At 38.6% G+C, this 23,290-nt stretch carries 28 protein-coding genes and 1 pseudogene; 23 read left to right on the plus strand and 6 right to left on the minus strand.

What is annotated here, in order from left to right; all coding sequences use genetic code 11:
- The first annotated feature begins 35 nt into the window (after positions 1 to 35).
- Complete coding sequence (locus LXM54_RS00360) at positions 36 to 1,796, plus strand: peptidoglycan D,D-transpeptidase FtsI family protein (RefSeq protein WP_233313066.1); 1,761 nt, start codon at positions 36 to 38, stop codon at positions 1,794 to 1,796.
- A gap of 126 nt (positions 1,797 to 1,922) precedes the next feature.
- On the plus strand, positions 1,923 to 2,564 hold the full coding sequence (locus LXM54_RS00365; RefSeq protein WP_233313067.1) for a YrrS family protein: 642 nt from the start codon (positions 1,923 to 1,925) through the stop codon (positions 2,562 to 2,564).
- A gap of 43 nt (positions 2,565 to 2,607) precedes the next feature.
- Here LXM54_RS00365 and LXM54_RS00370 read toward each other — a convergent pair whose 3' ends face one another.
- Positions 2,608 to 2,814: a DUF2536 family protein gene (locus tag LXM54_RS00370; RefSeq protein ID WP_233313068.1), complete on the minus strand. Its 207-nt coding sequence runs from the start codon at positions 2,812 to 2,814 to the stop codon at positions 2,608 to 2,610.
- A 188-nt stretch (positions 2,815 to 3,002) separates the two neighbouring features.
- Here LXM54_RS00370 and LXM54_RS00375 point away from each other — a divergent pair, with 188 nt between their 5' ends.
- From LXM54_RS00375 to LXM54_RS00405, 7 genes are all read left to right on the plus strand, one after another.
- Positions 3,003 to 3,638: a class I SAM-dependent DNA methyltransferase gene (locus tag LXM54_RS00375; RefSeq protein WP_233313069.1), complete on the plus strand. Its 636-nt coding sequence runs from the start codon at positions 3,003 to 3,005 to the stop codon at positions 3,636 to 3,638.
- A gap of 19 nt (positions 3,639 to 3,657) precedes the next feature.
- The gene (gene mtnN, locus LXM54_RS00380) at positions 3,658 to 4,353 is read left to right on the plus strand and encodes a 5'-methylthioadenosine/S-adenosylhomocysteine nucleosidase (protein WP_233313070.1); all 696 of its coding nucleotides are present in this window, start codon (positions 3,658 to 3,660) and stop codon (positions 4,351 to 4,353) included.
- Between the two features lie 157 nt (positions 4,354 to 4,510).
- Positions 4,511 to 5,434, plus strand: coding sequence for a PLP-dependent cysteine synthase family protein (locus LXM54_RS00385; protein ID WP_233313071.1), 924 nt, complete (start codon positions 4,511 to 4,513; stop codon positions 5,432 to 5,434).
- Positions 5,435 to 6,568 carry a bifunctional cystathionine gamma-lyase/homocysteine desulfhydrase gene (locus LXM54_RS00390; RefSeq protein ID WP_233313072.1) on the plus strand — a complete coding sequence of 378 codons (1,134 nt, stop codon included), beginning with the start codon at positions 5,435 to 5,437 and terminating at the stop codon, positions 6,566 to 6,568.
- A gap of 134 nt (positions 6,569 to 6,702) precedes the next feature.
- Positions 6,703 to 6,948, plus strand: coding sequence for a YrhC family protein (locus LXM54_RS00395; RefSeq protein WP_233313073.1), 246 nt, complete (start codon positions 6,703 to 6,705; stop codon positions 6,946 to 6,948).
- A gap of 458 nt (positions 6,949 to 7,406) precedes the next feature.
- Positions 7,407 to 7,559, plus strand: coding sequence for a YrzI family small protein (locus tag LXM54_RS00400; protein WP_233313074.1), 153 nt, complete (start codon positions 7,407 to 7,409; stop codon positions 7,557 to 7,559).
- Between the two features lie 35 nt (positions 7,560 to 7,594).
- On the plus strand, positions 7,595 to 7,735 hold the full coding sequence (locus LXM54_RS00405; RefSeq protein WP_233313075.1) for a YrzI family small protein: 141 nt from the start codon (positions 7,595 to 7,597) through the stop codon (positions 7,733 to 7,735).
- Between the two features lie 231 nt (positions 7,736 to 7,966).
- Here the strand turns inward: LXM54_RS00405 and LXM54_RS00410 are convergent, their stop codons facing one another.
- Positions 7,967 to 9,904 (minus strand): fructose-1,6-bisphosphatase, encoded by a 1,938-nt coding sequence (locus tag LXM54_RS00410; protein ID WP_233313076.1) that lies wholly within the window; start codon positions 9,902 to 9,904, stop codon positions 7,967 to 7,969.
- Between the two features lie 296 nt (positions 9,905 to 10,200).
- Between LXM54_RS00410 and sigK the strand changes: the two genes are divergently transcribed.
- Positions 10,201 to 10,923, plus strand: a complete 723-nt coding sequence (sigK, locus tag LXM54_RS00415; protein ID WP_233313077.1) for an RNA polymerase sporulation sigma factor SigK — start codon at positions 10,201 to 10,203, stop codon at positions 10,921 to 10,923.
- Positions 10,924 to 10,979: 56 nt separating this feature from the next.
- Here the strand turns inward: sigK and LXM54_RS00420 are convergent, their stop codons facing one another.
- Positions 10,980 to 11,291 carry a hypothetical protein gene (locus tag LXM54_RS00420; protein WP_233313078.1) on the minus strand — a complete coding sequence of 104 codons (312 nt, stop codon included), beginning with the start codon at positions 11,289 to 11,291 and terminating at the stop codon, positions 10,980 to 10,982.
- Positions 11,292 to 11,572: 281 nt separating this feature from the next.
- Here LXM54_RS00420 and LXM54_RS00425 point away from each other — a divergent pair, with 281 nt between their 5' ends.
- The 4 genes from LXM54_RS00425 to LXM54_RS00440 all read left to right on the plus strand — a co-directional run bounded on the left by LXM54_RS00425 (position 11,573) and on the right by LXM54_RS00440 (position 15,146).
- Positions 11,573 to 12,025: a hypothetical protein gene (locus LXM54_RS00425; protein ID WP_233313079.1), complete on the plus strand. Its 453-nt coding sequence runs from the start codon at positions 11,573 to 11,575 to the stop codon at positions 12,023 to 12,025.
- Positions 12,026 to 12,085: 60 nt separating this feature from the next.
- The gene (locus LXM54_RS00430; protein ID WP_233313080.1) at positions 12,086 to 12,868 is read left to right on the plus strand and encodes an N-acetylmuramoyl-L-alanine amidase; all 783 of its coding nucleotides are present in this window, start codon (positions 12,086 to 12,088) and stop codon (positions 12,866 to 12,868) included.
- 131 nt (positions 12,869 to 12,999) lie between these two features.
- Positions 13,000 to 13,191 (plus strand): sporulation protein YjcZ, encoded by a 192-nt coding sequence (locus LXM54_RS00435; protein ID WP_233313081.1) that lies wholly within the window; start codon positions 13,000 to 13,002, stop codon positions 13,189 to 13,191.
- Between the two features lie 161 nt (positions 13,192 to 13,352).
- The gene (locus tag LXM54_RS00440; protein WP_233313082.1) at positions 13,353 to 15,146 is read left to right on the plus strand and encodes a M3 family oligoendopeptidase; all 1,794 of its coding nucleotides are present in this window, start codon (positions 13,353 to 13,355) and stop codon (positions 15,144 to 15,146) included.
- Between the two features lie 29 nt (positions 15,147 to 15,175).
- Here LXM54_RS00440 and pssA read toward each other — a convergent pair whose 3' ends face one another.
- Positions 15,176 to 15,715 carry a CDP-diacylglycerol--serine O-phosphatidyltransferase gene (gene pssA / locus LXM54_RS00445; protein ID WP_233313083.1) on the minus strand — a complete coding sequence of 180 codons (540 nt, stop codon included), beginning with the start codon at positions 15,713 to 15,715 and terminating at the stop codon, positions 15,176 to 15,178.
- A gap of 125 nt (positions 15,716 to 15,840) precedes the next feature.
- On the opposite strand from pssA, the pseudogene LXM54_RS00450 reads away from it, so the two are divergent.
- A pseudogene (locus LXM54_RS00450) lies at positions 15,841 to 16,624 on the plus strand (phosphatidylserine decarboxylase).
- Positions 16,625 to 16,658: 34 nt separating this feature from the next.
- Here the strand turns inward: LXM54_RS00450 and LXM54_RS00455 are convergent.
- Positions 16,659 to 16,799 carry a sporulation histidine kinase inhibitor Sda gene (locus tag LXM54_RS00455; protein WP_233313084.1) on the minus strand — a complete coding sequence of 47 codons (141 nt, stop codon included), beginning with the start codon at positions 16,797 to 16,799 and terminating at the stop codon, positions 16,659 to 16,661.
- Positions 16,800 to 17,222: 423 nt separating this feature from the next.
- Here LXM54_RS00455 and LXM54_RS00460 point away from each other — a divergent pair, with 423 nt between their 5' ends.
- Genes LXM54_RS00460 through LXM54_RS00495 form a run of 8 tightly spaced genes read left to right on the plus strand, consistent with a single transcriptional unit; the run spans position 17,223 to position 22,255 of the window.
- On the plus strand, positions 17,223 to 17,738 hold the full coding sequence (locus tag LXM54_RS00460; protein ID WP_233313085.1) for a YqeG family HAD IIIA-type phosphatase: 516 nt from the start codon (positions 17,223 to 17,225) through the stop codon (positions 17,736 to 17,738).
- Between the two features lie 3 nt (positions 17,739 to 17,741).
- On the plus strand, positions 17,742 to 18,845 hold the full coding sequence (gene yqeH / locus LXM54_RS00465; RefSeq protein WP_233313086.1) for a ribosome biogenesis GTPase YqeH: 1,104 nt from the start codon (positions 17,742 to 17,744) through the stop codon (positions 18,843 to 18,845).
- A gap of 34 nt (positions 18,846 to 18,879) precedes the next feature.
- Positions 18,880 to 19,710 carry a shikimate dehydrogenase gene (aroE, locus tag LXM54_RS00470; protein ID WP_233313087.1) on the plus strand — a complete coding sequence of 277 codons (831 nt, stop codon included), beginning with the start codon at positions 18,880 to 18,882 and terminating at the stop codon, positions 19,708 to 19,710.
- Positions 19,711 to 20,004: a ribosome assembly RNA-binding protein YhbY gene (gene yhbY, locus LXM54_RS00475; protein WP_233313088.1), complete on the plus strand. Its 294-nt coding sequence runs from the start codon at positions 19,711 to 19,713 to the stop codon at positions 20,002 to 20,004.
- A 22-nt stretch (positions 20,005 to 20,026) separates the two neighbouring features.
- Entirely contained in the window at positions 20,027 to 20,599 is a 573-nt protein-coding gene (locus LXM54_RS00480) for a nicotinate-nucleotide adenylyltransferase (RefSeq protein WP_233313089.1), read from the plus strand.
- Positions 20,589 to 21,158, plus strand: coding sequence for a bis(5'-nucleosyl)-tetraphosphatase (symmetrical) YqeK (gene yqeK, locus LXM54_RS00485; protein ID WP_233313090.1), 570 nt, complete (start codon positions 20,589 to 20,591; stop codon positions 21,156 to 21,158). The genes LXM54_RS00480 and yqeK overlap by 11 nt, the downstream gene beginning before the upstream one ends.
- Positions 21,159 to 21,515, plus strand: a complete 357-nt coding sequence (rsfS, locus tag LXM54_RS00490; RefSeq protein ID WP_233313091.1) for a ribosome silencing factor — start codon at positions 21,159 to 21,161, stop codon at positions 21,513 to 21,515.
- Positions 21,512 to 22,255 carry a class I SAM-dependent DNA methyltransferase gene (locus LXM54_RS00495; protein WP_233313092.1) on the plus strand — a complete coding sequence of 248 codons (744 nt, stop codon included), beginning with the start codon at positions 21,512 to 21,514 and terminating at the stop codon, positions 22,253 to 22,255. The genes rsfS and LXM54_RS00495 overlap by 4 nt, the downstream gene beginning before the upstream one ends.
- Before the next feature lie 145 nt (positions 22,256 to 22,400).
- On the opposite strand, the gene comER is transcribed toward LXM54_RS00495, so the two are convergent.
- Positions 22,401 to 23,234 carry a late competence protein ComER gene (comER, locus tag LXM54_RS00500; protein WP_233313093.1) on the minus strand — a complete coding sequence of 278 codons (834 nt, stop codon included), beginning with the start codon at positions 23,232 to 23,234 and terminating at the stop codon, positions 22,401 to 22,403.
- Between the last annotated feature and the right edge of the window lie 56 nt (positions 23,235 to 23,290).

Raw genomic sequence — 23,290 nt, forward strand, 5'->3', positions numbered from 1 at the left:
ACACCTCGTCAACACTCTTGATGAGGTGTTTTTTTATGTGGAGAAAGAGAGCAATATTTATCGGTGTATTTTTTATTTGTATGCTTGTTGTGCTGCTTGCAAGACTTGTGCAAATACAGCTTGTGGAAACCGAACATTTTACTAAACATAATATTAACTTAGTGGAAGCTAGTGTGAAGCAACGATCACAGGAGATGGTACTGGATAACGGCCGCGGGGGATTTTTGGACAGAAATGGGGAGTCGCTGACACAGCAAACGAAAACAGTTCTTATTCTATTTCCGTTTTTAAAAAATATGGAATGGGACAGTAGAAAAATTGCGGATATTATTGGGACAACTGAATATACTTTAACGAAAACGATAGCGGAGGCAAAAGAGCCTGTAGTCCTTGGTGGCAGCAAGCCGGTAGAGCTTTCCGCAAAACAAATGACCGATATTAATAATTTGAAAATTCCCGGTGTATTTGCCGTTAATAAAAAATTCAGGGTCCAAAATGAGTTAGCTGAACAACTGTTAGGGATTACCGGTCAAAATGAAGCAGAGCTTGAAATAAGATACCCTGACAAAAAACTGTCTTATGACACATTAATCGGGTTAACGGGACTAGAAAAAAGCTTTGATGAGTTTCTTCTCCCAGATGGAGAATCTAAGCTTGTCTATCATGTCGATGCCACAGGAGGTCCGTTGTTTGGAACGAACGTTAAATATGTGGAGCCTGGCAATCCATTTTATCCTGTAAATATTAAAACGACCATTGATAAAGAATTACAAGAAGTGGCAGAAGAGCTGGTGGACAAGCATAATATCAAAAAAGGCGGACTTGTGCTTTTAGATATAGAGACAAATTCAGTTGCCGCTATGGTATCTCGTCCTATTATTGATAAAAATCCTTATGAAACAGATGGTATTAATAATTTTATGCTTAAACAGCAGATAGTCGGTTCTGTTTTCAAAACCGTAGTGGCAGCAGCTGCGATAGATAATAAATTGAATAATGATGATGCCATTTATAACTGCAGCCAAAAAATAAATGGAGATCCAGACCCTGTTTATCAGCATGGTATGCTTAATTTCACAAACAGCTTTGCTGTCAGCTGCAATAATACTTTCGCAACAATTGCCAAAGAGTTAAAGGATATTGACAAAAATATCTTAGAAGATTACGCAAAGAAGCTGTCTTTAACAACAACGACAGGCTGGGAAGGGACTATTTTTCATTCAAGCGACTTTAAGCAAATACAAGATGAAGAAAAAGGCAGAGTGTTCCTTTCAGAGGATGCAAAAAAGGATAAGAATTATGTAGCATTGACAGGCATTGGTCAGAATGAAGTCAGGGTTACACCAATAGCTGTTGCCAACATGATGGCTACAATCGCCAGAGGCGGGGAAAAGCAGGCAGTCAGAGTGGCCTCTGAGATAGAATATAAAAATGGCAGTACATTGTTGAAATTCGATCAGAAAAAGCTAGATGGTGAAACGATTTCGCCATATACAGCACAAGAACTTCAGAAGCTCTTAAGAGAAGTTGTTGAGAACAAAGAAGGTACAGGAAGATGGTTTCAAGACTTGCCGTATGAAGTTGCCGGTAAATCCGGTACGGCAGAGACTGGCATCTATAAGGGAGAGGAACAGCTTCATAATAAGTGGTTTGCAGGCTATTTTCCATATGATAAACCCAAATATGCCTTAGTTGCAGTCAACCTTGAGGTATTCGCAGATGAAGGAGGAGTCAATCCGCTATTTGCTGATATGGTAAAGGCGGTTTATGACCATGAAGAGAGTCATGCTCAATAGAAAATACCCATTTTCCTTTTCACTATTCAAAAGTCATGATAGAATATGTACAGCCTTTGTTGGCTTAAATACAGATATTAATTAAAAGTAAATACAAATGTATGAACAATAGGGAGGAGAAACAAGTTGAGCACAGACACTAACGATAATGTTCGAAGCAGATCTGAACAGCGTTCAAAGAGGAAAAAAACGAATATTATTCTTAATGCCTTAATCATTCTTGTGATAGCATTAATTGTTTTTGTCTCTTATTCCATTTTCAGTGATGGTGATAATAAGACAGATAACCAGGAAAATAAGAAAACTGCCCAAACAGAGAGTACAAAAGACGAGCAAGCTTCCGCTCAAGCAGATAATGATGCTGCAAAAAGTACAGACGACTCTGAAAGTGATGAAGAGCAGGAAACACAAAAAGATGGAGAGGCTATTATCACCGAAGGCGGAAGTGATTCAAACGTCATTAAAACCATCGAGAATCCTTCATGGGAGCCTGTTGGAACAACGCAGTCAGGTGAACATACAGCTTCCTACTCAGCAGGTGTTGATTGGGATGAACAGTTAAAAGCTTTGGCATACGGAACAGGAATAGATGAAGGCAATATGGTTGTTTGGTTTTTAGGGAACAATAATAAAGATCAGAATAAATCAATCGGCACTGTTTCTACAAAGGATAAAAGCGAAAAATATCGCGTTTATATTGAGTGGGTGGACGGCAGCGGCTGGAAACCGACAAAAGTAGAGGAAATCAATGATTTAAATATACGTTAAATGAGTGAAACTGCTTATAATCTTATAAGCAGTTTCTTTTTTGTTATTTTTTTATTTTAAAATGAACCATAACCGTATGATAAGGTCTGCCGTTTTCTTGGAGTGTTGTTTGGTGATTGACAGAATGGACCTCAAGCAGGATTGCTTTGTTAATTTCAATTTGTTCTGTAATTTTTTTTTCGATAGTACTTAAAGAATCACCTTCAAAGAACTCTACTTTATCCTTTATAATATCTAGCTGGAAATTCATCCTTTACTTCCTTTCAATAAATAAAATAGTCTCTTTTCCTATTTTATCATATGTCATGAAACAAGGAGACATTGTCTTCAACACAATTATTGAAAAAGGCATAGGGGATGTGGTAAATTATGAACATGACTCTTGTCTAATTCATAGTATGTATATTGGAATTGTTTGCTATGAAAGGGGCATGAGAAATGGGTAAAGAATTTATGGAGATCTTTGAAAAATGGGCTGACACTTATGATGAAAGTTTAACAAAAGATATAGAATACAAAGAAGTGTTCCGAAACTACGAACAGATATTAGATGAAGTGGCAAACCGGGCTTACGGCACAGTAGTCGAATTTGGCCCAGGCACTGGGAACTTGACTTTAAAGCTTGCAGATAAAGGATTGTTTGTTACAGGTATAGAGCCTTCCAAAGCTATGCGGAAATTAGCAGAGGAGAAGCTGAATGAAAAAGCAGTGGTGAAGGATGGAGATTTTCTTAACTTCTCAACAGAGAGTGCGCCAGATGTTTTCGTGAGCACCTATGCTTTTCATCATTTAACAGATGAAGAAAAAGCAGAAGCAATTACTCTTTATAGTAATTTACTGCCTTCATCTGGTAAAATAGTTTTTGCGGATACGATGTTTCGTTCCGAAGAAGACTATGAAAAAGCAAAAGATGCCGCTGCAAAAAGTGGTTTCCATAACCTGGCTGAAGACTTAGCTCGTGAATACTATTCCACTATTCCCGTATTACAGAGGATGTTAGAGGAAGCAGGCTTTACTGCCGCATTCACCCGCTTAAATGAGTTTGTTTGGATCATGGAAGGAACAAAAGTGTAGCTTAGAAAGAGGGAAGTACATGAAAATAGCAATAATCGGTGCAATGGAAGAAGAAGTTGCCATACTCAGAGAACAAATGGACAATAAAAAAGAGCAGACAATTGCCGGATTTCAATTTATTGAAGGTAATCTTGCTGGGAAGGATGTTGTTCTGCTTCGCTCAGGCATAGGCAAAGTTAATGCTGCGATGAGCACGACTATTCTGCTGCAAACGTTCAAACCGGACTATTTAATCAATACAGGCTCTGCTGGAGGATTAAACCCTGACTTGAATGTCGGCGATGTTGTCATCTCAGACGAAGTGAGACATCATGATGTGGATGCGACTATATTTGGTTATGAATACGGTCAAGTACCGCAAATGCCTGCGAGTTTTGCAGCAGATAATGGTCTAATCCAGATAGCTGAATCAAGCGCGAAGGAAATAGGGGAGTATGCTGTTGTCAGAGGCCTTATTACAACAGGTGATTCCTTTATTAATGATCCGGAAAGGGCAGCCTTCATCAAGACGAAATTCACTGGATTACAGGCTGTAGAAATGGAAGCAGCTGCAATAGCTCAAGTTGCCTATCAGCATGAAATTCCATTTGTTATCATTCGTTCTCTATCGGATATAGCTGGAAAAGAATCACATCTTTCCTTTGATCAATACTTAGAAAAGGCAGCAGTCCATTCGGCGAACTTAGTAGTGGGAATCGTTCAAAAAATGAACTGATTATAGCGGGGAGTCCTAATAATAGGAACTTCCCCGATTCTAGCATTTAATTCTGACTATTCAAATAGGAATAGCTGTGATAAGCGGTAATCGGTATAAATTGCAAACAGAGTTAGAAGCAAAACAGGCAATGATATATAGAAGGAGGGAAATGATCATGAGAGTTTACAACAATGTGCATCAGCTTATTGGCAATACACCAATGGTTGAGATTACCCATTTTCCTTTGCCCAATGAAGTTCGTATATTTGCAAAGCTTGAGTATTATAATCCAGGAGGAAGTATTAAAGACAGACTGGGAATCAAGTTGATCCAAGATGCTTTTGAGACAGGGAAGCTGAAGAAAGGCGGAACGGTTATTGAACCGACTGCAGGGAATACAGGAATCGGCTTGGCTCTTGCAGCATTAAATCAAGATGTGAAAGTAATCGTCTGTGTGCCAGAAAAATTCAGCGTGGAAAAACAGCAAGTTATGAAGGCATTAGGAGCAGAAATTGTCCATACCCCAACAGCAAAAGGAATGGCTGGTGCGATTGAAAAGGCGAAAGAGCTGCAAAAAAGCATTCCCGATTCCTTTATTCCAGGCCAATTCGAAAACGAAGCAAACCCAGACACCTATTACAAGACACTTGGACCGGAGATTTGGGAACAGCTCGAAGGCAATATTGACGTTTTTATTGCAGGTGCAGGTACGGGCGGGACATTTATGGGTACCGCCCGATATTTGAAAGAACAAAAACATTCAATAAAAACGGTTATTGTCGAGCCAGAAGGATCGATCCTAAATGGCGGGAAGTCTGGCCCTCATAAAACAGAAGGGATTGGGATGGAGTTTCTGCCACCTTATATGGACCCAGCTTACTTCGATAAAATTTATACAGTCAGTGATAGCGATGCCTTTTTAAAGGTGAATGAGGCAGCGCTTAAGGAAGGCCTGCTTGTGGGAAGCTCCTCAGGGGCAGCCCTATATGCCGCCTTGGCAGAAGCGAAACTAGCTGCACCAGGCACCAATATAGTTGTAATCCTACCGGACAGCAGCGACCGCTATATTAGTAAAAAGATTTTTGAAGGAGGAATTTAAATGAAACGCAAAACGATGCTCATTCACGGAGGAATACCAGGAGATCCGCATACAGGTGCTGTCAATGTTCCAATTTATCAAGTCAGCACTTATAAGCAAGAAGGAGTAGGCAATCATAAAGGGTTTGAATATTCACGAACAGGCAATCCTACCCGCCACGCCCTGGAGGAGCTTATAAAGGATTTAGAGCACGGAACTAGGGGATTTGCATTTAGCTCCGGAATGGCAGCTATTACGGCGGTTATAATGCTATTTAAACAAGGCGATCATATTTTAATAACAGATGATGTTTATGGTGGCACATTTCGGGTAATAACAAAGGTGCTTAATAAATTTGGAATAGAAGCTACCTTTATTGATACGAGCGATATCGACAATATAAAAGAAGCAGTAAAAGAAAATACCGTGGCACTTTATATCGAAACACCGACAAATCCGTTGCTGAAAATCACTGATATTCAAGAAGCTTCCTTTGCAGCGAAGGAGCTTGGATTAGTAACGATTGTTGATAATACCTTCTCCACACCATATTGGCAAACACCATTAACACTCGGTGCAGATATCGTCTTACACAGTGCTACAAAGTACTTAGGCGGCCATAGCGATGTTGTCTCAGGTCTTGTTGCAGTTAAGAATGAGAAACTAGGAGAAGATTTGCATTTTATTCAGAATTCCACTGGAGGAGTGCTTGGACCGCATGATTCATGGCTGTTAATCCGCGGAATGAAAACGTTAGGTATTCGAATGGAGGAACATGAAAAAAGCGCCAGCGAAATCGTCGCATTCCTTGAAAAGCATCCTGCTGTATCTAAAGTGTACTATCCAGGACTGGAAACACACCCAAATCATGAAATCAGTAAAAAACAAGCGTCAGGTTTTGGCGGAATGATCAGCTTTGATGTTGGCAGTGCAGAAAATGCCGATAAGCTTCTTAGCAAAGTAAAGTATTTTACTTTAGCAGAAAGTCTTGGGGCAGTGGAAAGTCTAATATCTGTACCAGCAAAAATGACGCATGCATCTATTCCAGCAGAAAGAAGAGCAGAACTTGGCATTACCGATGGACTTGTCCGCATTTCAGTAGGTTTAGAAGACGTAGAGGACTTGTTAGAGGATTTAGAACAAGGCTTAAAATAAGAAGAAAACTGCCTTTTATAGAAGGCAGTTTTTTTCTTGTTATTATTTTCCTAACATGCTATCAATTGCTAAAGAAAAGACGACCATGCTTATGGTACAGTAGAGTTATAGAAAAGTAGAAAGCAGGGATAAAAATGGAGAAAACGTTGAAGGACTTGTCGGGGAAATTGGCAGACTACAAACGATTTGCCATTGTTTTGCTAGCTGTTGGAGTCTTTTTTTATTTAGGGGTTATCGTTCCGGCTGTTCATGAAGTGAAATGGCATGATGAAGCGATGGCAATTACTTCAGTCTTAACATTAGGTACATCTATTTTCTTTTTCGCTAAAGTAAAGAAATACAAAAAAATGATCAGTGATATGACAGATAACGATATGTAATAAAATATATATGCTACAAAGAGGATGAGAAAATCATGCTCTTTTTTTTATGCCCTTTAAATACAAGCATTAAACCTATTATTCAAAAACTTTAATATAAAAAACCCATATCTGGAAAAAGGGGTTTACAAAACTGGAAATCGAGGATATAATTGCCAATGTAAAAACTATTTCAAAAGGAGGTTGAATGATATGCAAAACGTATTTATCGGAGCAGCAGGCAAAATGACAACTCAATATATTTATGCACGAATTCAACCAGTGATAATTTGGAATAGCTAATTCATTATAATAGCCTATCCAACCGCAGGTGAATTCTGTCCCTGCGGTTTTTTATATGCCTTTTTTTAAAAAGTGCCGCAGGAGCCTAGATTAACTGCGGTTTTTTTGCGCCTTTTTAATTAAAAATTAACATTTTAGTTAAATAATGGTAATGGCAACGTGAAGGGGGTGAGCAAATGACACTGAATATTCTATTTATGTCGATAACGATTAAAAAAAATCAAAAATCGCATGAGCAACATATGCATGATTTGCTAATGGAGCAATTAATAGAAGAAAACAACCAAAAGCAATTGCTGCTAGGTGATTTTCCCAGAAATATGTTTTAAGTAAGAAAAGTACGACTAAGAAGGAGGTGGTATAAATGACACTGAATCTATTGTTTTTTACCCTCATTATTCGCAAGCGGAAAGTAAGTACAGAGGAACATTTGCATCAAGCAAGAATTGAAAAGTTAATGGAAGAGCAGAAAGACAAACATATGTCACATCATCGATATTTATAATGTTTAATAATAGAAAAGAGAAAGGGTGAACAATATGATTATCATTTTGCAAAGGCGTCAATCAATCCTGTGGGTGGAGAAGGACTCCACCTAACGAAACTTAAAAGGAGAAGGCTATATGCATATATTTATTTTGTTGCTTTCGGCAGAATTTAAGTGGTGGTTAGAAAGAATCGGCAAGAAATCTCAATGAAAAAAGCTCATGCATCATAGTGATGCATGAGCTTCTAATTATCTCACTTTGTACCTGTATTCGAGAAGATGCTGGAGGTCGTCTCTTTGCTCGAGCAATTTCTCTCCTATGTTTGTTTCCATAACTCGTTTTCGCTTCAGCTCTCGGTCTACAACTCTTTTGACAGAAAGGACGTCTGTTCCTGTCTGGAGAACATCTTCTTTGCTAATAAAACGTTTATGTGCCACTAGCTGCATGCCATATGAGTTGTAAAGAAGGGTGTAGCCTGCTATCCCTGTTTTAGATTGATATGCTTTGGAAAAGCCGCCGTCAATAACAATCATCCTTCCATTAGCCTTAATCGGATTTTCTCCGTTTATTTCTTCAACAGGCGTATGCCCGTTGATAATATGGCCGTGATCAGGATTCATGTTGAATTCCTCAAGGATTCTTCTGCAAGTTGCTTCTTCTTCCCTTAACTGATAGTAAGGATTTTTCTGCTCTTTATGTATCGCTTTTTCCTTGATGAAATAGCGCTCAAAGGTAGTCATGTCTTTCTTTCCAAACAGCGAGGAATTTTCGCCTGTCCATAAATACCAAATCATATCTGTTGCCAGGTCATCCGTTATTTCAGGATGAGAGAAACTTTCGCGCAAGTATTTCTCAAACACATCAAGCAGCTTTTTGCCGCTGTAATCTTTGCCGTTTAGCTCCATTGTTTTCATACTGCCATCTTGATTTAACGGAATACAGCCATGGATCAGTAAGTTGCCGTTGTATTTTAAATAAAGGCTGCCTTTTTTCATTAAGAAAGTCATATGTCTTGCAAGCTTCTCAGAATGTTGAATCGAAAAAAGCAGCTTTTCTAAAACTTGTTCTTCTTCAGGCAAAAGCTTTGCCGGATCAGATGGATCAATGGTTGAAAAACAAGTGTTTTCAAGTTGATAGGTATTACCATGCAAAACAATCGTATTTGATTTGAAATCGATTTTATCTAAAAGGAGACGGTGCTCCATCTTAAAATCTGGTCTTCTTTTAATAATCGGCTGCTCTAATTTAAATTGTATCATGCTGATAGCCTGGTGGATTTTAGTGATTTGCAGGATATTCTCTTCGCCAATTTCTTCCCTTTTAGCATTCAGCTTCGGACGGAAGGCTTGGTTATCTTCATAATATTTCTCTGCAAGATTTAACAATGGTCTTAAATTAATGCCATAAGCATCTTCAATAATATCAAGGTTGTCATAGCGTGCACATATGCGGATAATATTGGCAAGGCATACTTTAGAGCCGGCAAATGCACCAATCCATAAAACATCATGATTTCCCCACTGAATGTCAACAGAATGATAGTCCATTAAGGTTTCCATAATTTTATCAGGATGAGGGCCTCTGTCGTATATATCGCCAACTACATGCAAATGGTCCACTACCAGTCTTTGAATCGTATATGCTAACCCTGTAATAAGCTTGCTTGCTTGACCAAGGGAGATGATTCTTTGGAGGATTTTTGAGTAGTATTCTTTTTTATTGTCGAGTTCGTCTTTTTTATACAGCAGCTCTTCAATAATATACACGAATTGCTTCGGCAGCTCCTTGCGAACCTTAGAACGAGTATATTTGGAAGAAGCATAGGAAACTAGGCGAACCATCTTTTCAATCGTTTCCACATACCATTCGTACAATAATTGGTCTGACTCGAATGAGTTGATAACAAGCTGGAGCTTTTCCTCAGGATAGTAAACAAGTGTAGCAAACTCGTCCATCTCTTTTTTGGAAAGCTCTTCATGAAACAATTCTTTAATCTTTTCCTTTACATTTCCAGAGCCGTTTCTCAAGACGTGCTGGAACGCATGGAATTCCCCATGCAGGTCACTGACAAAATGCTCAGTCCCTTTTGGCAGGTTTAAAATGGCATCCAAATTTATTATTTCTGTCACTACTTTTTCTTCACTATCGTATTTTTCTGTTAGCAGGTCTAAATATTTTGTATCCATCTGCACCTCTCCTATCGAAAAGTTGTCCAATTATTGTTAAAAAAACGCATAAGCCCATTTTATTCCTATTTTCCAGCCAAGGAAAGAAAAATCCTCTTTTAATTTACCTTTTTTCTAAAAATATAATTCCGCTTTAATGACTGCTTATACTTTTTTAGGATGTCCTTTATACCCTGCGGCAGATTATCGTAAACATAATTAATGGATATTTTCCTATTAATATTCGAGCGAGGACATGCAAGACATCCTCGACCTTTACATAGTAATGGAGTATAGGCAAAAGTGGAGGTGGAAATATGTCTGGGATAATTTATTCACTCGGGCTTTTAGTAAAAGAACTGTTATTTCTTGTGTCCTATGTAAAAAATAACGCCTTTCCCCAGCCGTTGTCTGCATCAGATGAAAAGAAGTACTTAAGACTGATGGCAGAGGGAGATTCACATGCACGGAATATGTTGATAGAACATAATTTGCGGCTTGTTGCACATATTGTGAAGAAGTTTGAAAACACAGGCGAGGATTCGGAAGACTTAATCTCTATCGGAACAATTGGGTTGATAAAGGGAATAGAAAGCTTTTCGGAAGGGAAAGGAACGAAGCTTGCCACATATGCAGCAAGATGTATTGAGAACGAAATACTTATGCATTTAAGAGCACTGAAAAAAACAAAAAAAGATGTATCCTTGCATGATCCGATTGGTCAGGATAAGGAAGGAAATGAAATCAGCTTAATCGATGTATTAAAGTCGGAATCCGAAGATGTAGTGAATACGATTCAATTGAATATGGAGCTGGAAAAGGTGAAAGAGTATATCGATGTGTTGGATGAACGGGAAAAAGAAGTTATTGTCGGCAGATTCGGGCTAGACTTAAAAAAGGAAAAAACCCAAAGGGAAATTGCTAAAGAGCTTGGTATTTCAAGAAGCTATGTTTCCCGTATTGAAAAAAGAGCGCTAATGAAGATGTTCCATGAATTTTACAGGGCGGAAAAGGAAAAACGGAGAAAGGGGCAGGATTAGCCTCTAAACAAAGGGCTGTCTTTCGTGCAGCCCTCTTTTTTGTCACAACGAAACTTCTATTGCTTGTATCTTAAATATTCCCGATTAGAAGTAGGAACATTTTTAACAACTTCACCCTCACGATTCTTATAAATCTCGTATTCTCTGTATGTTTCTACAACAAATCCATCCTCTACCTGCGTATCTTCTAATTTATATTCTAATTCTGGCGCTCCATACACCTCCGAAGACGTGCTTGCCGGTTCACTTTCCGTTGTCTCACCATAAAAATAAACATAATCCTCATTAATCTTCGCAGTAGGTGTCTCCACATATGCAATAAAGGCAAGCAGAACAATTACAACGATTGCTGCAAGGCGTTTCTTCATTTTCTCTCCTCCTTCCTTACATATTTATGCATGTCCTTCCTACATATTCTTACTATGTGGCAGGAATGGTAGGATAGTTTGATGAAAAGGAAAATATTATCATTTATTGGTTCGTAAACACATATTCTTTAAAAAGTACATGCCCTACACTTCAGCGGATTTTCCCTCCTGAAAAAAAATTGTAATTTGTAAATAAAATATAATAATAGTAATGTTTTTGAAATATAAATAAGCGTATAAGCGGATATGTAAGAACTACCCAGTAGGAGGATGAAGACTAAATGCTATTGAAACAGCTGCTTTTTTTATCCGTGTTAATTACTGCCATCATCTCGCCTTTACAGGAGGCGAAAGACGTGAAGTCAGGCATTGAGGATACATGTGAACGCAGTGATAATGAGTGGAAAGCAACACTGAAAAACCTTCATAATAAAGCTGATATAGAGGCGTTGCAGTTAGGGGATTACAAGTCAATGACAGACGCTATGAATGGAAATGAAGTGTGGCGTTTTGATTTGTGTACAGTCAACCATTACAGCTATCCAGCCGAAATGGATGCTGTCGATATAAATGGTCTTACGGAAGATTCAGTTGAAAGAATTATTTTTATAAGCTTCTCAGAGAGTAACATCATTAGAAAATCAATGTACTACAAAGCGGATGACGGAAGTATTAGGGAAACCGTTCTGTTTAGTGACAAGATGGAAAAGGATCTTGTTTTAATTACAAATTAGTCATACGTACAAGCAATGATTCACCGCCTTTCTATAATAATAGTAAGGTGGTGAATTATAATGGCGAAAATATTTATTGATCCAGGACATGGCGGCTCTGATCCAGGAGCTGTGGGAAATGGAATTCAGGAGAAGGATATCACATTGCGAATTGCGACAATGATTAGAGATATGCTTGTCAGTGAATACGAAGATGTAACAGTAAGGATGAGCAGAACCTCTGATGAAACGGTCAGCCTTTCAGAAAGATCTAATGCTGCCAACGCATGGGGTGCTGACTATTTTGTATCTGTTCATGTAAATGCAGGCGGAGGGATAGGATTTGAAAGCTATGTTTACACTGGAGTTGGTGCTCCAACAACGACATACCAGACGGCAATTCATAATCGTATAATCAACCTATCTAACTGGAGCGATCGCGGTAAGAAAAAGGCGAATTTCCATGTGCTAAGAGAAACTAATATGCCGGCTATCTTGACAGAAAACGGATTTATTGACAATGCAACGGATGCAAATAAACTGAAAAGCGCTTCTTTCCTTTCCACATTGGCAAGAGGACATGCAGAAGGCATAGCCGATGCCTTTAACCTAAACAAAAAAGATACAGGCGGCGGCGGTTCTGGAGATCTATATAAGGTGCAAATCGGAGCCTTCAGGAATAAAGAAAATGCAGACAGCTTAGCAGAACAAGCAAGACGAGATGGGCTTGAGGCAGCAGTATTGTTTAGGGACAATCTGTATAAAGTCCAAATCGGAGCTTTTGCAAATCGTGCAAATGCGGAAGCGATGGAAGACAGAGCCAAGGATGCAGGCTATGCAACCATCATTTTGACAGAATCATAAAACTACAGTGCTTGGGTCTTTTATAAAGACTCAAGTTTTTTATGAGCATAGAAAATCAATAAAAAGTAGGACTGGCGCCTAACCCACCAGGCTATCTGCCGAATAGGTTAATAGGGAGGGGAGGTTTCATTATGACAGCATTCGGCTACCCATATCAATCCGTGCCAGGGGCACCGTTTTTAGCTGGTGGCTACCCGCCTCAAGCTGGATACGGCTATGGTGCACAGCAAGGATACGGAGCATGGTATGCATTATTGATTGTTCTGTTTATTATCATTATTTTGTTTTGGGGAATTTGGGCATTTGGCAACTGTTTCTATTAAGCGTGATTATTCATCATTTGCCATCCTTTAGGCAAATGATTTTTTTTGCTGAAAACATATTTTGGTTAGTATCGTTTTTGCTTTCTTCTATTATAATAGATAGAAATTTTTTAATAATAAAACTATAATAATATAAGAAGTAATAAAGGGGGCGCATAACTTTGACAAACAAAACGTTTTCTGATGTATGGGATTTGGATGTTTTTTTTCCTGGAGGAAGCAGTTCGCAAGCATTTGTACAACATCTTGATGAAACTGGAAGTAATATAGAAGAATTTGCAAGGGCTGTAGGTAAATATGTTCCAATGGATGGAGCAGCCGAAAGGGAGACGGTGCGGCATATTATTTTCCTGTTTGAAGGAACTGTCAAAAAAATCCGTCAAGCAGGCGCATTCGTCAGCTGTCTGCAGGCGCAAAACATGAATGATAAAGAGGCAGATGCCCTAAGGGGGAAGGTAACGGAGCTTAGTGCCAAGTTTCAGAATGTTTTAACCATATTTGACGGAAAATTATCGCAATATGAGGAAAAGCAATGGGCGATTCTTCTTAAAGATGAAGAGCTGAAAGAACTGTCTTTCGTTCTTACAGAAAGAAGAACAAATGCCAGGCAGAAGCTCTCCGAAAAAGAAGAAATGCTAATCAATAAGCTTAGTATTGACGGCTATCACGGCTGGGGACAAATGTATGATACAGTTGTGGGCAGTATACAAATCCCATTTGAAGAAAATGGTGAAGTAACGTTTCTGTCTGTAGGGCAGGCAGCGAATAAATTCTCCAATCCAGATCGAAAAGTGCGCAAGAAGGTTTTTGCTGAATGGGAAAAGGCTTGGGATGAGAAAGGTGCTGTATTGGCGAAGACATTAAACCATCTTGCTGGATTCCGGTTAAATACATATGAAATGAGAAATTGGGATAATGTGCTCAAAGAGCCTCTTGAATATAACAGAATGGAAGAAAAAACGCTTGAAGCAATGTGGAGGGTAATCAGCAATAATAAGAAGCCTTTCGTTGAATTCCTAAATAGGAAAGCCCAGATGCTCGGCATAGATAAGCTGACTTGGTATGATGTTGATGCTCCGATTGGCAAGACTGAATCAAAGATGAGTTATCAGGAGGGTGCAGAATTCATTCTCAATCACTTTGAGAAGTTTGGGGAGGAAATGACTGGTTTTGCTAAGAAGGCTTTTGAGAACGCATGGATTGAAGCAGAAGACAGACACGGAAAAAGACCAGGAGGCTTCCATACTTACTTTCCTGAAAGCGGGCAATCAAGAATTTTTATGACATACTCTGGGACGCCGTCTAACGTATCCACATTAGCACATGAGCTGGGGCACGGCTTCCATACATATGCAATGAGGGATATGCATACACTGAACCGCAATTATGCGATGAATGTGGCAGAAACAGCTTCTACGCTTGCTGAGATGATTGTCGCAGATGCTGCTGTGAAAAACGCTAAGACTAAAGAAGAGAAAATCAGTCTGTTAGAGGATAAAATTCAGCGGTCTGTTGCCTTGTTAATGAATATACATGCACGCTTTCTCTTTGAGACCAGATTTTATGAGGAAAGACGCAAAGGGCTTGTAAGCAAGGAAAGACTAAATGAGCTTATGACAGATGCGCAAAAAGAAGCTTTCGGAGATGCATTGGCAGAATATCATCCGTCCTTCTGGGGCTCTAAGCTGCATTTTTATATCACAGGAGTTCCTTTTTATAACTTCCCATATACATTCGGCTATTTATTTTCTCTTGGCATATACGCCAAAGCCATTCAAGAAGGAAAAGGATATGAAAGGAAATATATCGCCCTATTGAAAGACACGGCAAGCATGTCTGTTGAGGAGCTTGCGAAAAAGCATTTAAATGTGGATTTAACAGATGATGCTTTTTGGGAAAGCGCCATAAAAGTATGCATAGAAGATGTGGAAGAATTTATGGAGTTAACTAGGTAAATGGAAAAAGGATGCCTGCAGGCATCCTTTTATATTTTTCTCCATTTGAAATTAGCGATCATTAAAACAGATAAAATCAGAAGAAGAAACAAATACATTTGAGGCGGAACATAGTTTATACCCAGGCTGAAGAAGGTGATGATGCACCCAGCTGCTGTAATCGGCAAACCAGTGAAAAAGCCGTTGTTTTCTGTAATGTTGAATCGCGCCAAACGAAATGCGCCACAGCAAATATACAAGACGGCAAAGAAAGAACCGACTGCATTAAATTCAAACAATACTGCCTGGTAAATCAACAATGCTGGAGCAACTCCAAAAGAAATGATATCGCTCATAGAATCCAGCTGCTTTCCTAATTCTGATTCGATTTGGAACTTGCGTGCAGCCATTCCGTCCAACCTGTCTGCTAATGCAGCGATAAATATTAATAAAAGACTAAGCTGAATTTGGCCCTTTAAGCTGAAAATAATGGAAAACCCGCCAAGACCTAGATTTGTCAGGGTAAGGAAATTGGCAATCTGTGCCTTTAGCTTTTTTGCGGTTTGTTCTATCACTTCATGTAGAAACATCCCATTCACTCCTCGTATGAAATTTATTTCATACAAACTTTATTTTTTATATAATAATATTTAATTTTAATGTAATATATGATTGTTCGTAAAGAAAAATTTACAATTTACTGGAGGATTCTTCGTTGAAACAGTTTTTTTACCGATTATTAATAGAACTGACTAACAGCAGGTGGAGTTCTATGCTGATAAAAAAATGCTCATTCAAAAATCAGCACCAAGGTGATCCCTTCCTTTTCCAAAGTATACCAAATAAACCTTGGGGAAGCGGAAGAAAGTGTTGAATCATTTTCGAATCTTCATGAATTTTTTGTTAGAAAGTTAAAATCTGGCGTCAGGGCAATACATAACAAGCATAATGGTGTAATAAGTCCTGTTGATGCTGTTATTGAAGACATCGGCAAAATTAAAAAAGACAAAACAATTACAGTGAAAGGCAAGATATACTCCATTGAAGAGATGCTGGACAAAGACGACACAATAGGAGATTATGAGGACGGTACTTATTTGATCTTCTATTTGAGCCCAAGTGATTATCATCGCATTCATAGTCCTGTTGCCGGAGAAATAGTTAAGCAATGGACTGCAGGAGAAAAATCATACCCTGTTAATAAATATGGCTTAAAATACGGAAAAAATCCTCTTTCTAAAAACTACCGAACAATTTCGGAAGTGAAAACAAATAGTAGCCATAATGTTGCGGTCGTTAAGGTAGGAGCAATGTTCATCAACTCTATTATTTTAAGTCATCAGCAAAATATGGTTGATGTGGGTGAGGAAATTGCTTATTTTTCTTTTGGATCAACCGTTATTCTGTTGTTTGAAAAAGATGCATTTCAACTTCGGGAAGATATAAAAGCACCTTTCCAAGTTAAAATGGGAGAGCTTATCGGCGAATTAAAAAGCTAAATGCACAGAATAAAAAAAACCCACGATAGGCGGGTTAGGAGGAAACTTTTATCTTATTGCTTAATGAACGTCGGTGGATTTCTGTTTCAATGAGACGTATAAATTCAGGGCTTAAATCCAATTCCCTAGCCTTATGATATGACTCAATCAACAATTCATCTGACAGTTTGCGCATGTCAGGAAATCACCTCCAATCCATATTTTGTAAATTCTGTAAACGGTTAGTGAATATATTATCTAGTAACCTAACTTTAACAAAAATAAACATTTAGAACAACTGTTCTCTTATCCACAATCTATGGTGGATAACCTGTGGTTAAGTTGTTTGTAAGTATAAAGATGTTTATTATAACAAAGGGTATAATGTGAATAAGGTTATCCACAAATGCGGAATTTTGCGATTTTTGTCGAAAAATATTTTTAGAATATAAAAAAAAACAGACATAAACTTCTTTTCACGGGTAGAAAAAGGTATAATATTACTTTCATTAAAATTGTTTTTCGGATGGAAAATAATCAGTGTGACATACATACAACGTGAAAAACCTTAAATGCAAATAATTTCTGATCAACTAGTAGATAAAAGAGGTGTCAATCATTGTTAAATAATTTTTTGCCTGATCAGTTTGTCAAAAATATATTCGAAATAACACCAGAACTTCTGAAAGAAAAGGGAGTAAAGGGAATTATTACAGATCTTGACAACACGCTTGTTGAATGGGACCGCCCTTTGGCGACACCAAAGATAATAGAGTGGTTCGAAGATATGAAGAAAAACAATATAAAAGTTACAATCGTATCAAATAATAAGGAAGGAAGAGTAAAGTCTTTTTCTGATCCTTTAAACATTCCTTTTATCTTTGCGGCCAGAAAACCGATGGGGAAAGCCTTTCGCAGAGCGCTTTTAGAAATGAAGTTAAGTAAAGAAGAAGCAGTCGTAATAGGAGATCAGCTTCTTACAGATGTTCTTGGCGGGAACCGCAGCGGCTTTCATACTATTCTCGTTGTGCCTGTTGCCCAAACAGATGGTTTTGCGACAAGGATAAACAGAAAAATTGAAAGAAGAATATTGAATTGGTTCCGGAGAAAAGGAAAATTGACATGGGAGGATTAATAAGTGACTGAAAGAATACATTGCTTTGGATGCGGAGTTGCCATTCAAACAGAAAATAAAGAAGAACTTGGGTATGCACCTGCCTCTTCTTTGCAGAAAGAGACGGTTATTTGCCAGCGCTGTTTCCGCTTAAAGCATTATAATGAAGTTCAGGATGTATCATTAACAGATGATGATTTCTTGAAAATTTTAAACGAAATTGGCAGAAGCGACAGCCTGATTGTAAAGATTGTTGATATCTTTGATTTTAATGGAAGCTGGCTTCCAGGACTTCATCGATTTACAGGAAAGAATAAAGTATTATTAATAGGGAACAAGGTTGATTTACTTCCAAAGTCTGTTAACAAGCAAAAAGTGATCAACTGGATGAAAAAAGAAGCAAAAGATCTGGGGTTAAGACCTGCGGATGTCTTTTTAGTAAGCGCACAAAAAGGGCAAAGTATTAAAGAGGTACTGGAAGCTATTGAATCTCATCGCGAAGGAAAAGACGTTTACGTGGTGGGCTGTACGAATGTCGGCAAATCTACGTTTATAAACTCTGTTCTGAAAGAGGTGTCAGGAGAAGAAAATGTTATCACAACATCCCATTTTCCAGGGACAACTCTCGATATTATCGAGATTCCTTTAGCAGACGGCAAGGCGCTGGTTGATACTCCTGGGATTATCAACCATCACCAAATGGCCCATTTTGTCGATAAGCGGGACTTAAAAGTCATTACACCGAAAAAAGAAATAAAATCAAAAGTATTTCAGCTTAATGAAGGACAAACTTTGTTTTTTGGCGGTTTGGCGCGCTTTGATTTCACAAGCGGAGATCGGAATTCATTTGTTTGTTATTTCTCTAATGAGCTTGACATACACCGCACAAAGACGGAAAATGCAGATGCTCTCTATGAAAAACATGCCGGTGAAATGCTGACACCGCCGAAGCGAGACGAAATGGACCATTTTCCTAAGCTTGTGAAGCATGATTTCACTATTAGGGAAGCAAAAACAGATATCGTATTTTCTGGCTTAGGCTGGATCACTGTCAACGAACCAAACATTAAAGTTTCCGTGCATGTTCCCCAAGGTGTACATGCAATGATTAGAAAGTCGCTTATTTAAATAAAGAGAAGAGAAAATACGGGAGAGAGTGGATATGAAGAGGTTTGCGGTTATTGGTGATCCAATTAAACATTCCATGTCACCATTTATGCATAACGACTTGTTCCAGCACTATCAAATCGATGCCCAATATGATAGGGTTCATATAGAAAAGGGAAAGCTTGAAAAAGGGCTTGAACTGCTTAAGAAAGACGGTGTCTCAGGTTTTAACGTGACCGTTCCCCATAAGACGGATATCCTCCCTTTTTTGGATGAACTCGACCCACTTTGTAAAGCAATTGGTGCTGTTAACACGGTTGTGAACGAGCAGGGGAGATGGATTGGTTATAATACAGACGGATCTGGATATCTTACTGGTATTCTTAAGGTCATGCCTGACATTAAGGATAAAAAAACATTGATGATAGGAGCTGGCGGTGCAGCAAGAGCCATTTATTTTACGCTGGCCCATTATGGAGTAGAAACGATTGATATCACAAATCGGACTGTTGGAAATGCGCAAAGCTTGAAAAGCTCTTGTCCGTTTCCGGTTAAGACAGCAATACTTGAACGGGAAGAAGCAGAAAGGCAGCTTGGTGAATACGACTTAATTATCCAGACAACTTCTATCGGCATGTCTCCAAATGTTGATGAAACCCCGTTAAATGTTGAAAACATAAAAGAAAATGCTCTTATAAGTGATATAATATATAACCCTCTAGAGCCTAAGATTCTGACAGAAGGCAGTAGGCGCGGGGCAATTGTTCAAAATGGAATTGAGATGTTTGTATATCAAGGAGCATTAGCCTTTGAGAAGTGGATCGGTCTTATGCCGGACACAGACAGAATGAGAAAAAATGTATGGAAACAACTAGGAGGCAATTAAATGCTAAAAGGAAAACAAAAAAGATATCTACGTGCAATGGCACATCACTTGAATCCAATTTTTCAAGTTGGAAAAGGCGGAGTCAATGAAAACATGATTAAACAAATCGCAGAGGCGCTTGAGGTAAGAGAGCTTCTTAAGGTGAGTGTCCTTCAAAACTGTGAAGAAGATAAGAATGTTGTGGCAAGTGAGCTTGCAGAAGGAACTGGGGCTGAGCTTGTTCAGCTGATTGGTTCAACAATTGTTCTTTACAAGGAATCAAAAGAGAACAAAACCATTAACTTACCATCATAATGGGTTAGAAGAGGCGATAATCTTGAAAAAAAAGATTGGAATATTGGGAGGCACTTTTGATCCTCCCCATATTGGTCATCTTATCATTGCAAATGAAGTCATGCATCATGAAAGTTTAGATGAGATATGGTTTATGCCAAATCATGAGCCTCCGCATAAACTGAAATCAGGGAGCGTATCAAATGAAGACCGTCTTAAGATGCTTGAGCTGGCTATTCAAGACAAGGAAGGTTTCCATGTCCAGACGATCGAGATGGACAGGGAAGGCAAGTCCTATACATTTGATACGATGACGATATTAAAAGAGATGTATCCGGATTTTGACTTTCATTTTATTATCGGAGCAGATATGGTTGAATATTTGCCAAAATGGTATATGATAGAAGAATTGCTTAAACTGGTTAGATTTATAAGTGTGAACAGACCGAATTACAGTAATGATACAAATTATCCTGTCACTTATGTAGCTGTACCGGATGTCAACATTTCCTCTAAACTAATCAGAGGCCGCCTTTTACAGGGAGAAACAATATCGTTTCTAGTTAAGGATGAAGTGGAACGATACATTAAGGAGAATAGATTATATGAATCGTGAACAAGCGCTTCTTATTGTGAAGGAACAATTGACGGAACAGCGTTATGTACACACAATGGGTGTTATGGGAACAGCGATTGAGCTGGCTAACCGGTATGATGAAGATACGGCCAAGGCAGAATTAGCCGCTATTTTTCATGACTATGCGAAATTTCGCCCTAAAGAAGAAATGAAACAAATCATTTTAGAGCAGAATATGGATAATCGATTGCTTTCCTTCCATTCAGAGCTGTGGCATGCACCTGTTGGAGCTTATTTAGTGGAAAAGGAAGCGGGCATAAAAGATGAAGCAGTGCTTAATGCGATTAAGTACCATACTTCTGGAAGACCTGGAATGAACAAGCTTGAAAAAATCATTTACTTAGCTGATTATATCGAACCGGGAAGAGTTTTTCCAGGAGTGGATGAAGTAAGGGAATTAGCGATGATTAGCTTGGATGAGGCTTTTTTGAAATCAGTAACCAACACAATAGCATTTTTAATGAGCCGCAGACAGCCGGTTTTTCCTGCGACATTCGAGATGTATAATAGTATTGTAATGAAAACGGAGGTTGAATAAATGGATGAACGCAATTTGCTTCTGACTGCAGTTAAAGCAGCAGATGATAAAAGAGCAGAAAATATAGTGGCATTAAATATGAAAGGTATCTCTCTTGTTTCGGATTATTTCGTGATTTGCCATGGTAATTCCGATAAGCAGGTACAAGCAATTGCCAGCGAAATTAAAGATAAATGTGAAGAAATCGGTGTTCCTGTAAAACGACTAGAAGGATACCAAGAAGCAAAATGGATTCTTGTAGATCTTGGGGATATTGTTGTCCATGTGTTCCACCGTGATGAAAGAACATATTATAACTTGGAAAGATTATGGGGCGATGCGCCGGCTGAAAATATTCAAAGCGAGATCGGACAATGAGTTATCAGAAATTCGCTTATCTATATGACAGGTTGATGGATGACGTTCCATACGATAAGTGGGTTGAGATTCTGATAGCTGCAAAAGAGGAATACCAAATTGAAGGCAGCAAGCTTCTGGACCTAGCGTGCGGAACAGGGGAGCTGTCTGTCAGGCTGGCGGAAAAGGGCTTTACGGTAACAGGAGCAGATCTCTCTTCTGATATGCTCAGTGTTGCCCAAAACAAAGCTGCAGAACAAGGACTTTCCGTGTTTTTTATGGAGCAGGATATGTCTGAGCTTGAAGACCTGCCTTTATTTGATATTATCGGTATATTTTGCGACTCATTGAACTATTTGCAAACAGAAGAACAAGTAGTAAACACCTTTAAAGGGGTGTATGAGCATTTAGATGAAGGCGGGTTATTTTTGTTCGATGTTCATTCTTTATATAAAATGAACCATTTGTTCAAAAACCAAACATACGCACTAAATGATGAAGATGTCAGTCTCATCTGGTTGTGTTATGAAGGGGAGTATCCTGACAGTGTGGAACATGATTTATCTTTTTTCCAGCTTGACGAGGCTTCCCAAAAATATGATCGTTATGATGAACTGCATTTTCAGCGGACTTATTCTGTTGAGCAATATAGCAGTTGGCTAATAAATGCCGGCTTTTCTATTTTGAAGGTAACAGCAGATTTCCATGATGGAGAATTAGGGGAAGATGCGGAAAGAATCTTCTTTTATTGCCGGAAGTAAGCGGAAAACACACCTAAAAGTTAATAGGTGTGTTTTCTTATGTACATCTAAGTGTGAAGAAGCCATGAAGTATAAATCCATGGCTGGAAAAAAACAAAAAAAAGCAGGAAAATCCTTTTATATCTCGAAAATACAAACTAAGAAACTATCGGTGTTTATTGATCAATAACGAATTTTTCACCATCTTTAAATCCTCTTCGAACTTATGTTGTGTCGCCTGAAACAACTGGTTAAACGTATCTCCGAGTTCTCTCTCTAACACATTGATGCCTTCTCCCGTAACTCCGCCTTTTACACTTACTTTCGCCTGCAGTGTCGGCAAGGTGTAATAGCCTTTATTTAACAGCTGACCGAGTCCAATTAACATTTCACTTGCTAGCTTTGTGGCAGTTTCCGCATCGATATCTGTTTCCTCGACAGCTCCGTCTATAAAACGCTGTGTCAAGTAGCTGAAGAAAGCAGGTCCGCAGCTTACGATATCGGATGCAACTCTTGTAATATTCTCCTCAATCTCAATTGGAGTGGAAAAGTGACTAAACAGTGTATTTAATCCTTGCTTCCATTCTTGTGTGCACTTGCTTCCGTATGAAAATAACGCCACACCACATTGCGCCCTGTTGGTGATGCTCGGAATAATCCGGGCAACAGAGCATGGCAGCATATATTCAAGCTGCTCTGTGTTGATAGGACTAGTAATCGAAACAACACATTTATCGGATGAAATATGTGGAGTAATTTCTGCTGCTACACTAAAGATGTCATGCGGTTTGACGCATAAAAAAATAAGATCAGCACTTTCCGCAATTTTTTTGGCAGTTTTTAAAACTGTGACAGCCGGATATGCCTCTTTGATCTGAAATGCTTTTGCGAGTGTCCGGTTTTGAATCAGCATATCTTCAGGAGAAATAGCCTTACTGTCAAGCAATGCTTCAATAAGAATCTTCCCCATATTACCTGTTCCAATCATTCCTATTTTCACGGTTTATTTCCCCCCTATAATGAGCGGTTTCTCATATAACGATATGACAGTTGCAA

The sequence above is a fragment of the Bacillus sp. Au-Bac7 genome, from assembly GCF_021341655.1.
In the GTDB taxonomy this organism is placed as follows: Bacteria; Bacillota; Bacilli; order Bacillales; family Cytobacillaceae; genus Niallia.

Excerpts from the sequence above, each read along its gene's own strand:
- LXM54_RS00360 (WP_233313066.1), top strand. The coding sequence starts at position 36 with ATGTGGAGAAAGAGAGCAATATTTATCGGTGTATTTTTTATTTGTATG.
- LXM54_RS00370 (WP_233313068.1), bottom strand. The coding sequence starts at position 2,814 with ATGAATTTCCAGCTAGATATTATAAAGGATAAAGTAGAGTTCTTTGAA.
- LXM54_RS00375 (WP_233313069.1), top strand. The coding sequence starts at position 3,003 with ATGGGTAAAGAATTTATGGAGATCTTTGAAAAATGGGCTGACACTTAT.
- mtnN (WP_233313070.1), top strand. The coding sequence starts at position 3,658 with ATGAAAATAGCAATAATCGGTGCAATGGAAGAAGAAGTTGCCATACTC.
- LXM54_RS00385 (WP_233313071.1), top strand. The coding sequence starts at position 4,511 with ATGAGAGTTTACAACAATGTGCATCAGCTTATTGGCAATACACCAATG.
- LXM54_RS00390 (WP_233313072.1), top strand. The coding sequence starts at position 5,435 with ATGAAACGCAAAACGATGCTCATTCACGGAGGAATACCAGGAGATCCG.
- LXM54_RS00395 (WP_233313073.1), top strand. The coding sequence starts at position 6,703 with ATGGAGAAAACGTTGAAGGACTTGTCGGGGAAATTGGCAGACTACAAA.
- LXM54_RS00400 (WP_233313074.1), top strand. The coding sequence starts at position 7,407 with ATGACACTGAATATTCTATTTATGTCGATAACGATTAAAAAAAATCAA.
- LXM54_RS00405 (WP_233313075.1), top strand. The coding sequence starts at position 7,595 with ATGACACTGAATCTATTGTTTTTTACCCTCATTATTCGCAAGCGGAAA.
- LXM54_RS00410 (WP_233313076.1), bottom strand. The coding sequence starts at position 9,904 with ATGGATACAAAATATTTAGACCTGCTAACAGAAAAATACGATAGTGAA.
- sigK (WP_233313077.1), top strand. The coding sequence starts at position 10,201 with ATGTCTGGGATAATTTATTCACTCGGGCTTTTAGTAAAAGAACTGTTA.
- LXM54_RS00420 (WP_233313078.1), bottom strand. The coding sequence starts at position 11,291 with ATGAAGAAACGCCTTGCAGCAATCGTTGTAATTGTTCTGCTTGCCTTT.
- LXM54_RS00425 (WP_233313079.1), top strand. The coding sequence starts at position 11,573 with ATGCTATTGAAACAGCTGCTTTTTTTATCCGTGTTAATTACTGCCATC.
- LXM54_RS00430 (WP_233313080.1), top strand. The coding sequence starts at position 12,086 with ATGGCGAAAATATTTATTGATCCAGGACATGGCGGCTCTGATCCAGGA.
- LXM54_RS00435 (WP_233313081.1), top strand. The coding sequence starts at position 13,000 with ATGACAGCATTCGGCTACCCATATCAATCCGTGCCAGGGGCACCGTTT.
- pssA (WP_233313083.1), bottom strand. The coding sequence starts at position 15,715 with ATGTTTCTACATGAAGTGATAGAACAAACCGCAAAAAAGCTAAAGGCA.
- LXM54_RS00455 (WP_233313084.1), bottom strand. The coding sequence starts at position 16,799 with ATGCGCAAACTGTCAGATGAATTGTTGATTGAGTCATATCATAAGGCT.
- aroE (WP_233313087.1), top strand. The coding sequence starts at position 18,880 with ATGAAGAGGTTTGCGGTTATTGGTGATCCAATTAAACATTCCATGTCA.
- yhbY (WP_233313088.1), top strand. The coding sequence starts at position 19,711 with ATGCTAAAAGGAAAACAAAAAAGATATCTACGTGCAATGGCACATCAC.
- yqeK (WP_233313090.1), top strand. The coding sequence starts at position 20,589 with ATGAATCGTGAACAAGCGCTTCTTATTGTGAAGGAACAATTGACGGAA.
- rsfS (WP_233313091.1), top strand. The coding sequence starts at position 21,159 with ATGGATGAACGCAATTTGCTTCTGACTGCAGTTAAAGCAGCAGATGAT.
- LXM54_RS00495 (WP_233313092.1), top strand. The coding sequence starts at position 21,512 with ATGAGTTATCAGAAATTCGCTTATCTATATGACAGGTTGATGGATGAC.